Here is a 15,060-nt window from a genome sequence, read left to right as displayed (position 1 = left end):
GTCAGCTTATGAAATTCCTGTTCGACCTATTCCCGGTCATCCTGTTCTTCCTCGTCTATAAATTCGCGGACGGCCACCAGGACGCGGCGCATGCGCTTGCCGTCCAGTACATGGGGGGCCTGATTTCGGGCGGCAACGTCACGCCCGAGCAGGCGCCGATCATGCTGGCGTCCCTCGTGGGCATCGTCGCGACGATCCTGCAGATCCTGTACCTGCTGGCGCGCGGCCGCAAGGTGGACGGCATGCTGTGGCTGTCCCTCGGCGTCATCGTCGTGACGGGCGGCGCCACGATCTACTTCCACGACGAAAGCTTCATCAAGTGGAAGCCGACGATCTTGTACTGGGCCTTCGCGCTGGCGCTGTTCGTTGCGCAGGTCGGCTTCCGCAACAACCTGATGCGCAAGGTGATGGAAGCGCAGATCAGGCTGCCGGACGCCGTCTGGGCCAGGGTGGGCTATGCGTGGATGACCTTCTTCGCCGCGATCGGCGTGCTGAACCTCGTCATGGCCTTCATCGTCTTCAAGGGCAATACGGGCGCGTGGGTGAACTTCAAACTGTTCGGCATCACGGGCATCTTTTTCGCGTTCATCGTCGTCCAGACGCTGATGCTGTCGAAGTACATCGAAGAGCACGAACAGCCGCAAGGCCAGGGCAAGGGAGACGCATGATGAGCGAGCGCGTGGAACGCATCCGCCAGTTGCTGGACGCCGCGTTGAGCCCGTCCGTACTGGAAGTCGGCGACGATTCGCACCTGCATGCAGGCCATGCCGGCGCGGCCTCCGGCGGTGGGCATTACCGAGTGAAAATCGTTTCGGAACGCTTCGAGGGAGTGAGGCTGGTCATGCGTCATCGACTGGTATATGATGCCGTGCAAGGTATGATGCACTCCGACATACATGCCCTGGCGATCACCGCCCTCGCACCGTCCGAACAGTCGTGACGGCGCGGTTTCAGGGAGTTTTAAGTGAGTTGTAAGTAAGCTGATTCAGAATCCGCTACGCATCACAATAATTATTAATCAAATCTTCGTCCAAGCAACCCCCTCACAGGAAACAAAATGACTTTTAAGCCAGCGCGGCTACTGTTAGCCCTGATCGCTATCGCCGCATCCTTCGCATACTCGCCATCGTTCGCACAGAACCTCGCCGTGGTGAATGGCAAGGCGATCCCCTCTTCGCGCGCCGACGCCATCGTCAAGCAGGTCGTGGCGCAAGGCCAGGGCACCGACAGCCCGCAGCTGCGTGAGGCGATCAAGAAGGACCTGATCTCGCGCGAGGTGATGATGCAGGAAGCGATCAAGCAGGGCTACGAAAAGAATCCGGAAGTCAAGGCGGCGCTGGAGAACGCCCGCCAGACCATCGTGATCAACGCCCTCGCGCGCGACTACATCACGAAGCACCCTGTGACGGACGCCGAAGTCAAGGCCGAGTACGACCGCTTCGCCAAGCAGACGGGCGACAAGGAATACCACGTGCGCCATATCCTGTTCGCGACGGAAGACGAAGCGAAGGCGGCCATCGCCAAGCTGAAAGGCGGCGCCAAGTTCGAAGACCTGGCCAAGCAGTCGAAGGACACCGGCACCGCCAACAACGGCGGCGACCTGGATTGGGCGAGCCCGTCCTCGTTCCCGCCGGAATTCGCTGCCGGCTTCACCAATCTGCAGAAAGGCGCGATCACCGACACCCCGGTCAAGACCCAGGTGGGCTACCACGTGATCAAGCTGGACGACGTGCGCCCGGCCAAGCTGCCGGCGCTGGCCGAAGTCAAGCCGCAGATCTCCGAAGCGCTGACCCAGCAAAAGCTGGCCGCGTACCAGGAAGAAATGGTCAAAAAAGCAAAGGTGCAGTAACATTGCAGCGCCGGCGGCCCAGGCCGCCGGTTTTCGTCGCCCTGGCGACTTTTCGTGTTGACTACCGGACACCACCACCGGTTTTAGATAGGATCGAATAAATGATTGTGAAGCCAGCCCGCCTGTTGTTAGCCATGACCGCGATGGTAGCCCTGCCGTCGTTCGCGCAGAACGTTGCGACCGTCAATGGCAAGCCCATTCCTGCGGCCAAGGTTGACCAGGTGGTCAAACAGGTCGTCGCCCAAGGCAAGGCAACCGATTCCCCGCAACTGCGCGAGGCAATCAAGAAGGACCTGATCGGCCGCGAAGTCCTGATCCAGGAAGCCGACAAGCAAGGCGTCGGCACCCGTCCGGACGTCAAGAACGCAATCGACAACGCGCGCCAGAGCATCATCATCAATGCGATGCTGGCCGATTACATCAAGAAGAATCCGGTCAAGGATGCGGACATCAAGGCCGAGTACGACAAGTACAAGGCGCAGGTGGGCGACAAGGAATACCACGCCCGCCACATCCTCGTCGGCACGGAAGACGAAGCCAAGCAGATCATCGCGAAGCTGAAAGGCGGCGCCAAGTTCGAAGACCTGGCCAAGCAGTCGAAGGACCCGGGTTCGGCACCGAACGGCGGCGACCTGGACTGGGCAAACCCGGCCTCGTTCGTGCCTGAGTTCTCGAAGGCCATGACCTCGCTGCAAAAAGGTCAAGTCACCGAGACCCCGGTGCACACCCAGTTCGGCTGGCACGTGATCAAGCTGGAAGACGTACGTCCGGCCAAGGTCCCGCCGCTGGAAGAAGTGAAGCAGCAGGTCGCGGAATCGCTGCAGCAGCGCAAACTGGCTGCATACCGCGAGGAGCTGATGAAGAAAGCCAAGATCCAGTAAGCTGGCTCGGCAAGAGAAAGCGTCCCGTCCGGGGCGCTTTTTTTTGACCTATTTGTTCGACAAAACAACCAAACGATCAAGCACGAGACGCCATGAATTTCCGCCATTCCTCCGCCCTCATCCTGGCCGCCACGGCCGCAATGGCCGCGACGGCCGCCGCGGCCGCCCCGTCCGCGCCCGCCCTGCCCCTGTACGTCGCCCAGCCTCTCGCCGGCGCCCACGTGATGTTCGGCGACTTCGACGTCCAGCAACCGCTGACGGCCGACACCGGCCGCATGGACAACGATCCGAAACTGCCGGGCGCCGTCGTCGAAGCGCGCCGCACGGCCAAGGACACGACCGCCGACGCACTCGGCCTGACCTGGAAGAAAGCCTGGTTCTCGACCGTGCGCGTGGAGAGCGCCCCGCTCGACCTGCGCCCCTACCTGGCCAGGGGCACGGTGTCGTTCGACCTGAAAGTGAACGAGCTGGCGAAGGGTGGCCTGACCTACCGTGTCGACTGCGGCCATGACTGCGAGCGCAAGGTCGTGGACGTGATCGATGCCCGCGCGGCCCAGGGCAAGGGCTGGCGCCACCTGAGCTATGCGCTGTCGTGCTTCTACCGCAAGGGCGACGATTTCAGCGCCGTGACGACGCCGTTCGCGCTGGACGGCACCGGCGACGGCGACGTCGAGATCGCCAACATCCGCATCGACGCGGCCGGCAAGGCCAACGAGGCCTGCCCCGACTACCGCACCGCGAGCGTGACGCCGTCGCCGCTGAACGAATCGTGGTCGCTCGACTGGTGGATGCCGCGCCACAAGGAAAAACTGGCCGAGATCGCGCGCCGCAAGGCCGCGGGCGAACCGACGGACCTCGTCTTCATCGGCGACTCCATCACGCACAACTGGGAACAGCACAACAAGCCGCTGTGGGACGAGTTCTGGGGCAAGTATCACGCGTTGAACCTGGGCTATGGCGGCGACCGCACGGAAAACGTCCTGTGGCGCCTGGAGCACGGCGAGATCGACGGCATCGCGCCGAAGGTCGCCGTCATGATGATCGGCACGAACAACACGGGCCATCGCCACGAGGCGCCGGAACTGATCTACGCCGGCATCAAGCGCGACATCCAGGAAATCCGCAAACACCTGCCGCACACGAAGATCCTGCTGCTGGCGATCTTCCCGCGCGGCGAAAAGCCCGACGACGACCTGCGCCTGAACAACGAGAAAGTCAACGCACTGCTGCCCGGGCTGGCCGACGGCAAGCACGTGTTCTTCCTCAACTTCGGCAAGGCATTCCTGGCGCCGGACGGCACGCTGTCGAAGACCATCTTCCCCGACCTGCTGCACCCGAACGGCGACGGCTACAAGATCTGGCAGCGCGAGATGCAGCCGACGCTCGACAAGCTGATGCGCTGATCGCGTGGTGCGGGATGAGCGCCGCGCGTGCATCGGTCTCGCGGCGCCGGTCCCGCGGCGGACGCTGGCGCAGGGCATGCATTCAGGAAGAGGAAAGCCGCGAACGCGCGCAAATACGGTACAGTACGTACATCTTTCTCGACTGGAACATTCATGCTGCTGATCGCCACCGTCCTGACCGCCGTCGTCATCGCCATCCACGTCTACATCGTCCTCATCGAGACCGTCCTGTTCCGCAGCCGCGGCAGGAAGGTCTTCGGGCTCAAGGAGGGCCAGGTGGACGCGCTGGCGCCGCTGATGTCGAACCAGGGCTGCTACAACGGCTTCCTGGTGGCGATGCTGGCGGTTGGGCTGCTGCACCCCGATCCGACCGTCGGCCGCGCCTTCGCCGTGTTCGGGCTCGTGTGCGTGGCCATCGCGGGCGTGTGGGGCGCCGCGACCGTGTCGCGGCGCATCCTGTTCGTGCAAACGGTGCCGGCGGGGCTCGCGCTCACCGCCTTGCTGCTCGCCTGATCGTTCAGGAATTGCTCCAGGAAGGGTACAAGGACTCCATCGTTGCACACATGGCGTTATAGACGGCGGCCGAGTCCGCCAAGATGGCGTTCCAGTCCGTGGCCGTACTGACAAAGGATGTCTTCTGACCTGTGCGCGACGTGTAGGAGATGTTCGCGACCGAGCCGTCCATATTGCATGTGATGTGCCCATGCGGCAAGGTGGTTCGGAACTGCGGCGTCGGCGCCTCGACAAAGAAGAATTCCTGGTTCAATGCCCCGGGGTCGGTCCCGTCATACGCCACGCCCGTCGCAATCGCGGCAACCGGCGTGGACGATGGTTCGAAGACGGCCGCGGTGGCGCTCAGCTTTGCCGTTTTCGCCGGCGCCGGATCGGCGGCGATCGCCTTTGGCGGGCTGCAATTGCACATCATTGGATTCGGCAGCGTGGGACCGATATAGGTCTTGAAGCAGTCCGTGCATTGATAACGCGATGTTGTCATGATTCTCCCTTTTTTGGATGCGTTCGTGCGCCGGCAATGGGGCTCGTTCGTCCCCGTTTGCAACATTTTTCGTTTAATAATATATAACAAAAACCGGCCCGGTTACCGGCAGCGGTTTGTGATCGACAAAATAAAAGCGCTCCCGAGGGAGCGCTTTTTCATGCGGGGTGTCGAATCAACCCACCCACTTCCTCGCATTCTGGAACATGCGCGCCCACGGCGAATCCTCGCCCCAGCCATCCGGATGCCACGACATCGTGACGGTACGCGCCACGCGCTCCGCGTGCGGCATCATGACCGTAAAGCGTCCGTCCGGCGTCGTGACGGCCGTGAGGCCCTCCGGCGAGCCGTTCGGATTGAACGGATACGCCTCGGTCGCCACGCCGCGGTTGTCGATGTAGCGCAGCGCTTTCACGACCTTGGCGATGTCGCCGGTCTGCGAGAAGTCCGCGTAGCCTTCGCCGTGCGCGATCGCCAGCGGCGCGTGCGTGCCCGCCAGGTCCTGGAAGAAGATCGACGGCGAATCCATCACCTCGACCATGCCGAAGCGCGCTTCGAACTGTTCCGACTTGTTGCGGGTGAACTTCGGCCACGCTTCGGCGCCCGGGATGATCGTCTTCAGGTTGCTCATCATCTGGCAGCCGTTGCACACGCCCAGGCCGAACGTGTCGGCGCGGCCGAAGAATTGCGCGAACGCGGCCTTCAGTTCGGCGTTGAACAGGATCGTCTTGGCCCAGCCTTCGCCGGCGCCCAGCACGTCGCCGTACGAGAAGCCGCCCACGGCGATCAGGCCCTTGAAGTCGTCCAGCTTGGCGCGGCCGGAGATCAGGTCGCTCATGTGCACGTCGACGGCCGAAAAGCCCGCCTGGTGCATCGCCCATGCCGTCTCGATGTGCGAGTTGACGCCCTGCTCGCGCAGGATCGCCACGGTCGGGCGGGCGCCCGTCGCGATGAACGGCGCGGCGATGTTGACGGTCGTATCGTGCACGAGCTTCGGCGTCAGGCCCGGGTCCTGCTCGTCCAGCAGGCGGTCGTATTCCTGGTCGACGCACGCCGGGTTGTCGCGCAGGCGCGCGATGCGCCAGCTCGTCTCGCTCCACAGGCGGTGCAGTTCGCTGCGGCGCTTGCTGTAGATGACCTTCGTGTCGCGCGTGAACTCCACCACGCCGCGGTCGTTGACCTTGCCGATGATGTGGCTGCACGCGCCCAGGTCGAACGTGCGCAGCACGTTCATGACGGCCGACTTCTCGTCCGTACGTACCTGCACGACGGCGCCCAGCTCCTCGTTGAACAGCGCGCGCAGCGTCATCTCGTTGCGGCGCTCGCCCACCTGCGCCGCCCAGTTCTTGGCGTCGCCGTGGTCGGAGGCGTGCTCGCCTTCCATCGTCAGGATGTCGAGGTTGACGGAGACGCCGGCGCGGCCCGCGAACGCCATCTCGCACAGCGTGGCATACAGGCCGCCGTCCGAGCGGTCGTGGTAGGCCAGCAGCTTGCCGTCGACGTTCAGTTGCTGGATCGCGGCGAAGAAGGCTTTCAGGTCGGCCGGGTTGTCGACGTCCGGCGTGTCGTTGCCCAGCTGCTGCGTGACTTGCGCCAGCGCGGAGGCGCCCAGGCGGTTCTTGCCGCGGCCCAGGTCGATCAGGATCAGCGACGTCTCGCCCAGGTCCGTGCGCAGTTGCGGCGTCAGGGTCTTGCGCACGTCGGTGACGGGCGCGAAGCTCGACACGATCAGCGAGACTGGCGATACGACGGCCTTGTTCTCGCCGTCCTCGGTCCACGTCGTGCGCATCGACAGCGAATCCTTGCCGACCGGGATCGACACGCCCAGCGCCGGGCACAGCTCCATGCCGACCGCCTTGACGGTGTCGAACAGCGCGGCGTCCTGGCCCGGCTGGCCGCACGCGGCCATCCAGTTGGCGGACAGCTTGATCGCCGAGATGTCTGCGATCGGCGCGGCGGCGATGTTCGTGATGGCCTCGCCGACGGCCATGCGGCCCGACGCGGCGGCGTCGATGACGGCCAGCGGCGTGCGCTCGCCCATCGCCATCGCTTCGCCCTTGTAGCCTTCGAAGCTCAAGGTGGTGACGGCGCAGTCGGCGACGGGCACCTGCCACGGGCCGACCATCTGGTCGCGCACGCTCATGCCGCCGACGGTGCGGTCGCCGATCGTGATCAGGAACGATTTATCGGCCACGGTCGGCAGCAGCAGCACGCGGCGCGCGACTTCTTCCAGGTCCAGTCCCGTGACGTCGACGGGTTTGAATTCATTCGCCACGTGCTCGACGTTGCGGTGCATCTTCGGCGGCTTGCCGAGCAGGACGTCCATCGGCATGTCGACCGGGGACGCGCCTCCGTCCTTTTCCGTGATCGGATCGATCAGGCGCAGCTGGCGCTCTTCCGTGGCGACGCCCACCGCCGCGAACGGGCAGCGCTCGCGTTCGCAGATGGCGGCGAAGCGCGCCAGGTCGTCGGGCGCGATCGCCAGCACGTAGCGCTCCTGCGATTCGTTGCTCCAGATTTCCTTCGGCGACATGCCGCTTTCTTCCAGCGGCACCTTGCGCAGGTCGAAGGTGGCGCCGCGCCCGGCGTCGTTGGTGATCTCGGGGAAGGCGTTCGAGATGCCGCCCGCGCCCACGTCGTGGATCGAGATGATCGGGTTCGCGTCGCCCAGCTGCCAGCAGCTGTTGATGACTTCCTGAGCGCGCCGCTCCATCTCCGGGTTGCCGCGCTGGACCGAGTCGAAGTCCAGGTCGGCCGTGTTGGTGCCCGTCGCCATCGACGACGCGGCCGCGCCGGCCATGCCGATGCGCATGCCCGGACCGCCCAGTTGCAGCAGCAGGCTGCCGACCGGGATCTCGTCCTTGTGCGTGTGGCCGCCCGCGATGTTGCCGATGCCGCCGGCGATCATGATCGGCTTGTGGTAGCCGAACACGGTGTTGCCGCCGGCCGTGGAACTGAGTGCCGTCGGACCCACGTTCTGTTCGTAGACGCGGAAGTAGCCGCCCAGGTTCGGCCGGCCGAATTCGTTGTTGAACGCGGCGCCGCCCAGCGGGCCGTCGACCATGATCTGCAGCGGCGACGCGATGCGTTCCGGCTTGCCGTAGACCTGGTCGGCGCCGGCCTTGTCCGCGCCGTTGACGTTGGCCGCGTTTTCCCACGGCCGCACCGCGTCCGGCAGGTACAGGTTCGACACGGTGAAGCCCGTCAGGCCCGCCTTCGGCTTGGCGCCGCGGCCGGTCGCGCCCTCGTCGCGGATCTCGCCGCCGGCGCCCGTCGAGGCGCCCGGGAACGGGGAGATCGCCGTCGGGTGGTTGTGGGTCTCGACCTTCATCAGCGTGTGCGTCAGGTCGGTGACCGGTGCGTATTCCTGGCTGCCGGCCTGGGGGAAGAAGCGCAGCGCCTGCGCGCCTTCCATGATGGCCGAGTTGTCGCTGTACGCGACGATCGTGCCCTTCGGCTGCAGCTGGTGCGTGTTCTTGATCATCTGGAACAGGCTCTTGTCCTGCTTCGCGCCGTCGATGGTCCACTCGGCGTTGAAGATCTTGTGGCGGCAGTGCTCGGAGTTCGCCTGCGCGAACATCATCAGCTCGACGTCGGTCGGGTTGCGCTGCACGCGCGTGAAGGCGTCGAACAGGTAGTCGATCTCGTCCTCGGCCAGCGCCAGGCCCATGCCGGCATTCGCCTCGGCCAGCGCCGCGCGGCCGCGGCCCAGCACGTCGATCGCCTCGAGCGGACGGCTTTCCAGGTCCGTGAACAGCGCGTGCGCCTGGGAGGCAGCACGCAGCACCGTTTCCGTCATGCGATCGTGCAGGAGCGCGGCGACGGCCGCGATCTCGTCGTCCGCCAGCTTCTTCGGCGCACCGAAGCCGGTGCCGAGGATGCCGCTCTTCAGTACGACCTTGAACGCCACGCCGCGCTCGACGCGATGGATGTGGGCCATGCCGCAGTTGTGGGCGATGTCGGTGGCCTTCGAGGCCCACGGCGAGATCGTGCCCAGGCGCGGGATCACGAAGAATTCCTCGGTCACGCCCTCGTACTGCGTTTCCGGCACAGGCTCGCCATAGGTGAGCATTGCGCTCAAGCGTTCCGTGTCCTCCGTGGTGAGGGGCGCGCTTGCATCGATGAAGTGGTAGTAGCGCGCCGACACGTCGGCAATCGTCGGGGCGACGGCTTGCAGTTGCGTGAGGAGGCGTTGGCTACGGAAGGCAGAGAGGGCGTTGGAACCCGGCAGAATCAACATGGCTTGAAAGTCGGTTGATGCAGCGTGGCTGCGGGTGAAAGAAGCCCGCTATTATACAGCGTCGGCCCCGTCCCGGTCGGCCGCCCGGGGCGCACGCGCAGCGAAAAGTTGCCGACCTTGCAGCTTAGCGGTATCGTAGTGCTGAAAAATACCTCGCGCGGACCGACGGATACCGAAACGCATGCCAGAAAAAAGCTCATCCAGCCAGCCCGGCACGCCGGCGGCCAATCAGCCGGGCACCCAACTGAACGCTCAGTTGAGCGTGCTGATCGTCGACCCCAACGCCGGCATCCGCGCGAACCTGCAGAACATGCTCAACCAGGCGGGCGTGACGCGCATCGAGTCGGCCGTGAACGCGGGCACCGCGATCAAGGCGCTCGGCCGCAAGTCCTTCGACATCGTATTGTGCGAATACGACCTGGGCAGCGGCACCAGGGGGGCGGACGGCGGCGGCGAAGGCCAGGACGGCCAGCAGCTGCTGGAAGACCTGCGCCACCACCGCATCATCCCGCCCTGGTCCATCTTCATCATGCTGACGGCGGAGGGCACGTACGGCAAGGTGGTCAGCGCGGCCGAGCTGACGCCGACCGACTACATCCTGAAGCCGTTCACGGTCCAGGTGCTGCACGAACGCATCCAGAAAGCCGTCGCGCGCCGCGCCGCCCTGCTTCCCGTCTACCAGCTGATCGCCCAGGCGAAGCCGCGCGAGGCGATCGAAGCGGCCATCGAATCGGCCCGCACGCGGCCCGCGCATGCGCTCGACTTCGCCCGGCTGCGCGCCGAGCTGCACGCCTCGCTCAAGGAGCACGACCTGGCGGAAACCGTCTACCGCGACGTGCTGGCGGCCAAACCGGTGGGCTGGGCGCGGCTCGGGCTCGCGCGCGCCGTCGCCGCCCAGGGCCGCACGGACGAGGCGATTCCGCTGCTCGAACACATCGTGGCCGACAATCCGCGCCTGATGGCCGCATACGACCTGCTCGCGCGCTGCCAGCAGGAGCGCGGCGACGCGGCGCAGGCCAAGAAGACGCTGGAAGACGCCGTCGCGATCTCGCCCTACGTCGTGCGCCGCCTGCGCCGCCTGGGCGAGGTGGCGCTCGAAACGGGCGACACGGACGGTGCCGAGAAATCGTTCCGCCAGGTCGTCACGCGCTCGCGCTACTCGGAGTTCCGCAATCCCGAAGACCACGTCAACCTCGTGCGCGCGCTCGTCGGCAAGGGCGATCCGGCCGGCGCGTCGACCGTCATCCGCGACCTCGAACGCTCGCTGCGCGGCACGCCGGCCGCGGAAGCCTGCAAGGCGATCTCGGTGGCGCTGCTGCACGACGCGGCGGGCAACGGCGCGGCCGCCGTCAAGGAACTCAAGCTGGCCGTCGACGCCGTGCGCACGGGCGGCGCGCTGTCGCCGAACATGCGCGTGGGGCTGGCGCAATCGTGCCTCACGCACCGCATGGACGACGAGGCGTCGGAAGTCATGCTGGGCGCGCTGAACGGCGGCGACGACGCGCTGTCGCCGCAGCAGGCGCTGAACGTATTCGTCAGGGCCGGCCGGCCCGACCTCGCGGACGGCATCGGCAAGCAGCTGCGCGCGCAGGCCCAGATCCTGCTCGGCGTGGCGGACGAAAAGCGCAATATGGGCGACGTGCGCGGCGCCGTGCAAACCCTGCTGGAAGCGCTGCACATGGCGCCGAACAACCTGCAGGTGATGGTCGCCGTCGTCGGCGGCGTGCTCCGCCAGATCATGGAGATGGGCTGGGACCACCCGCTCGCCGCGCTGTCGGAAGAGCAGCTGGAACACATCCGCGCCCTCGATCCGGACCACCCGCGCCTGGCCGCGCTCGATACGGAGCTGGCCGCCGCCAAGCGCAAGTACGGTATCGCGGCGGCGGGCACCTAGGTTGCACACGCCTCTCGGACCTGGGTTCCCGCCTCCGCGGGAACGACGTAACGATTGATGCCGTTGGCCTTTCGTTAACCGGATAGATACCCCGTCTTACGATTCGCCGTACCCGCCCCCGCCCGGCGTCTCGATGATGAACTGGTCGCCCGCCGCCATCTCGGCCTTGCCGATGTGGCCCAGTTCCTCGACGCGTCCGTCGGCCCGCTCGACGACGTTGCGGCCGCGCGCGCCGGGCGCGCCGCCGGCCATGCCGAACGGCGGGTGCACGCGGTTGTTGGACAGGATCGCCGCCGTCATCGGTTCCAGGAAGCGGATCCGGCGCACGCCGCCGTTGCCGCCGTGCCAGCGCCCCGTGCCGCCCGACCCGGGCCGGATCGCATAACTCTCGAGCCGCACGGGAAAGCGGAACTCCAGGATTTCCGGGTCGGTCAGGCGCGAGTTCGTCATGTTCGTCTGCACGACGTCGGTGCCGTCGAACCCCGGCCCCGCGCCGGAGCCGCCGGAAATGGTCTCGTAATACTGGTGGCGCGCGTTCCCGAACGTGAAGTTGTTCATCGTGCCCTGCGCGGCCGCCATCACCCGCAGCGCGCCGTACAGCGCGTTCGTGATGCACGTCGACGTCTCCACGTTGCCGGAGACGACGGACGCCGGATAATGCGGATTGAGCATGGAACCTGGCGGGATGATCACCTTCAGCGGCTTGAGGCAGCCCGCGTTCAGCGGGATCGCATCGTCGACGAGCGTGCGGAACACGTACAGCACGGCCGCCATGCACACGGCCGACGGCGCGTTGAAGTTGTTCGGCAGCTGGGCGGAGGTCCCCGTAAAATCGATCTCCGCGCTGCGCGCTTCCCGGTCGACGCGGATCGCCACCTCGATGCGCGCGCCGTTATCGAGCTCGTTCACGAAATGCCCGTCCGAGAGCGCGGTGATGACGCGCCGCACGGCTTCCTCGGCATTGTCCTGCACGTGCCCCATGTAGGCACGCACGACGTCCAGCCCGAAATGCGCGACCATCTTGCCCAGCTCGTCCACGCCCTTCTGGTTCGCCGCCACCTGGGCGCGCAGGTCCGCCATGTTCTGGTCCGGATTGCGTGCGGGCCAGCGCGCGCCGGCCAGCACCGCGCGCATTTCCGCATCGCGCAGCACGCCGTCGGCGCCGTCGACCAGCTTGAAATTATCGATCAGGACACCCTCTTCCTCGATGTGCGTCGAATCCGGCGGCATCGAGCCGGGCGTGGTGCCGCCGATGTCCGCATGGTGGCCGCGCGAACCCACGTAGAACAGGATGTGCTCCCCCGCGTCGTCGAACACGGGCGAGATCACCGTCACGTCGGGCAGGTGCGTGCCGCCGTTGTACGGGTCGTTGAGCACGTACACGTCGCCCGCCTTCATCGTGCCGGCATTCCTGCGCATCACGGCCTTGATGCTCTCGCCCATGGACCCAAGGTGCACCGGCATGTGCGGCGCATTGGCGACGAGGTTGCCGTCCGCATCGAAGATGGCGCAGCTGAAGTCGAGGCGCTCCTTGATGTTGACGGAGTACGCCGTGTTCTGCAGGCGCAGGCCCATCTGCTCGGCGATCGACATGAACAGGTTGTTGAAGATCTCCAGCATCACCGGGTCGACCGTCGTCCCGATCGCATGCCGCCGCGGCAGCGCCTGCACGCGGCGCAGCACGAGGTGGCCGTACGGCGTGACCTCGGCGCGCCAGCCCGCCTCCACGACCGTCGTCGCATTCGCTTCCGCGACGATCGCCGGGCCGTCGATGGCGTCGCCCGGCACGATGTCCTCGCGGCGGTACACGTTCGTGTCGCGCCACGCGCCGTCGGCGTACATCCCGACCGTTTCGAATGCCGCCGGCGCGCCGGCGCGCGGCGTGCCCCGCACCGGTTGCTCGGGCGGCGCGTCGGATCGGCCCAGCGCTTCCACCGACACCGCTTCCACGACGAGCGCCCTGCCCGGCATGAGGAAGGAAAAGCGGCGGCGGTACGCCTGTTCGAACTGGGCCTGCAGCGCCGCGCGGTCCCCATCCGTCACGACGATGGCGGAATCGGTGCCTTCGTAGCGCAGGTGCACGCGGCGCAGCACGGCGATGCGCTCCCCGGCCACGCCCTGCGCCAGCAGGTCGGCGCGGGCCGCGGCGGCCAGCGCATCCAGTTCGCCCGCCAGCGCCCCGGCGCTCAAGTCGTCCAGCCGGCGCTCGACGGCCCGTTCGCGCATCGCTCCCTGGTCCGCGAGCCCCATGCCGTACGCGGACAGCACGCCCGCCAGCGAGTGGATGAACACCGTCTTCATGCCCAGCGCGTCCGCCACGAGGCAGGCGTGCTGGCCGCCCGCGCCGCCGAAGCTCGTGAGCGCATAATCCGTCACGTCGTGGCCCCGCTGCACCGAGATCTGCTTGATCGCATTCGCCATGTTGCCGACGGCGATGCGGATGAAACCTTCGGCGACGGCTTCCGGCGCGGGCCGCGTGCCGGTCGCGCGTTCGATGTCGTCGGCCATGGCGCCGAAGCCGGCGCGCACGGCGTCCGCGTCGAGCGGCTGGTCGGCGTTCGGGCCGAACAGGTGCGGGAAATGCCGCGGCTGGATCTTGCCCAGCATGACGTTGCAGTCGGTGACGGCAAGCGGCCCGCCGCGCCGGTAGCTGGCCGGTCCCGGGTTCGCGCCGGCGCTGTCCGGCCCGACGCGGTAGCGGCTGCCGTCGAAATGCAGGATCGAGCCGCCGCCCGCCGCGACGGTATGGATGCTCATCATGGGCGCGCGCATGCGCACGCCCGCGACCTGCGTCTCGAACACGCGCTCGAATTCGCCCGCGTGATGGGACACGTCGGTCGACGTCCCGCCCATGTCGAAGCCGATGACGCGCTCGAACCCGGCGAGGCGGCTCGCGCGCACCATGCCGACGATGCCGCCGGCGGGGCCGGACAGGATGCTGTCCTTGCCCTGGAACGCGCGCGCATCCGCCAGACCGCCGCTGGACTGCATGAACTGCAGGTTCACGCCCGGTAGCTCGGCCGCCACCTGGTCGACGTAGCGGCGCAGGATCGGCGACAGGTAGGCGTCGACGACCGTCGTGTCGCCGCGCGCCACGAGCTTCATCAACGGACTGACCTCATGCGAGACGGACACCTGGGTGAAGCCGATGTCGCGGGCGATGCGCGCGACGGCATCCTCGTGCGCGTGGTAGCGATAGCCGTGCATGAACACGATGGCCAGTGCGCGGATGCCGCTGTCGTACGCGGCCTGCAGGTCGCGCCGCGCCGCCGCCGCGTCGAGCGAAGTCACGACGTCGCCATGCGCACCGATGCGCTCGGCGATCTCGACGACGCGGCCGTACAGCAGCTCGGGCAGCACGATGTGGCGGTCGAACAGGCGCGGACGGTTCTGGTAGGCGATGCGCAGGGCGTCGCCGAAACCCCGGGTGATCGCGAGCGCCGTGGGCTCGCCCTTGCGCTCCAGCAGCGCATTGGTGGCGACGGTCGTGCCCATCTTGACGGCCTCCACCTGGCCCGCGGGGATCGGCGCGCCAGACGCCAGGCCGAGCAGATGACGGATGCCGGCGACGGCCGCGTCGCGGTAGCGTTCCGGGTTTTCCGACAGCAGCTTGTGCGTGACGAGGCAGCCGTCAGGACGGCGGGCCACGATGTCCGTGAAGGTGCCGCCGCGGTCGATCCAGAACTGCCAGTCCATCGTTGTCCCCATCGTCAAAGTCAAGCCAGCGGCTATTGTAGTCGCGCCCCGCGCCGATTTTAGCGAAAATGCATGCTCCGCACCGTCGTGCGTTTTCTTTCGG

General features: G+C 66.6%; 10 protein-coding genes. 7 read left to right on the top strand and 3 right to left on the bottom strand.

Translation table 11 applies throughout. The features are described from left to right. The first annotated feature begins 8 nt into the window (after positions 1–8). From ACEN9Q_RS10340 to ACEN9Q_RS10315, 6 genes are all read left to right on the top strand, one after another. Positions 9–668, top strand: a complete 660-nt coding sequence (locus ACEN9Q_RS10340; protein WP_056446507.1) for a septation protein A — start codon at positions 9–11, stop codon at positions 666–668. After that, positions 665–940 carry a BolA family protein gene (locus ACEN9Q_RS10335; protein WP_056446504.1) on the top strand — a complete coding sequence of 92 codons (276 nt, stop codon included), beginning with the start codon at positions 665–667 and terminating at the stop codon, positions 938–940. The genes ACEN9Q_RS10340 and ACEN9Q_RS10335 overlap by 4 nt, the downstream gene beginning before the upstream one ends. Positions 941–1,057: 117 nt before the next feature. After that, a complete protein-coding gene (locus ACEN9Q_RS10330; protein WP_056446502.1) occupies positions 1,058–1,849 on the top strand; it encodes a peptidylprolyl isomerase in 792 nt (263 codons plus the stop codon). A gap of 101 nt (positions 1,850–1,950) precedes the next feature. Next, positions 1,951–2,730, top strand: coding sequence for a peptidylprolyl isomerase (locus tag ACEN9Q_RS10325; protein ID WP_056446498.1), 780 nt, complete (start codon positions 1,951–1,953; stop codon positions 2,728–2,730). A 92-nt stretch (positions 2,731–2,822) separates the two neighbouring features. Next, positions 2,823–4,133: a GDSL-type esterase/lipase family protein gene (locus ACEN9Q_RS10320; protein WP_495628314.1), complete on the top strand. Its 1,311-nt coding sequence runs from the start codon at positions 2,823–2,825 to the stop codon at positions 4,131–4,133. A gap of 153 nt (positions 4,134–4,286) precedes the next feature. Next, the gene (locus tag ACEN9Q_RS10315) at positions 4,287–4,646 is read left to right on the top strand and encodes a DUF1304 domain-containing protein (RefSeq protein WP_056446492.1); all 360 of its coding nucleotides are present in this window, start codon (positions 4,287–4,289) and stop codon (positions 4,644–4,646) included. A 4-nt stretch (positions 4,647–4,650) separates the two neighbouring features. Here ACEN9Q_RS10315 and ACEN9Q_RS10310 read toward each other — a convergent pair whose 3' ends face one another. Both ACEN9Q_RS10310 and purL read right to left on the bottom strand, forming a co-directional pair. After that, entirely contained in the window at positions 4,651–5,127 is a 477-nt protein-coding gene (locus ACEN9Q_RS10310; protein ID WP_495628313.1) for a hypothetical protein, read from the bottom strand. A gap of 175 nt (positions 5,128–5,302) precedes the next feature. Beyond that, positions 5,303–9,367 carry a phosphoribosylformylglycinamidine synthase gene (gene purL / locus ACEN9Q_RS10305; protein ID WP_495628312.1) on the bottom strand — a complete coding sequence of 1,355 codons (4,065 nt, stop codon included), beginning with the start codon at positions 9,365–9,367 and terminating at the stop codon, positions 5,303–5,305. Positions 9,368–9,548: 181 nt separating this feature from the next. Between purL and ACEN9Q_RS10300 the strand changes: the two genes are divergently transcribed. After that, the gene (locus tag ACEN9Q_RS10300) at positions 9,549–11,261 is read left to right on the top strand and encodes a tetratricopeptide repeat protein (RefSeq protein ID WP_495628311.1); all 1,713 of its coding nucleotides are present in this window, start codon (positions 9,549–9,551) and stop codon (positions 11,259–11,261) included. Positions 11,262–11,357: 96 nt separating this feature from the next. On the opposite strand, the gene ACEN9Q_RS10295 is transcribed toward ACEN9Q_RS10300, so the two are convergent. Further along, on the bottom strand, positions 11,358–14,957 hold the full coding sequence (locus tag ACEN9Q_RS10295; RefSeq protein WP_495628934.1) for a hydantoinase B/oxoprolinase family protein: 3,600 nt from the start codon (positions 14,955–14,957) through the stop codon (positions 11,358–11,360). Positions 14,958–15,060: the final 103 nt, after the last annotated feature.

This window comes from Massilia sp. Masssp93, assembly GCF_059491295.1.
The sequence above is the reverse complement of the archived record's forward strand: the minus strand, read 5'-3'. Positions and strand labels throughout refer to the sequence as shown.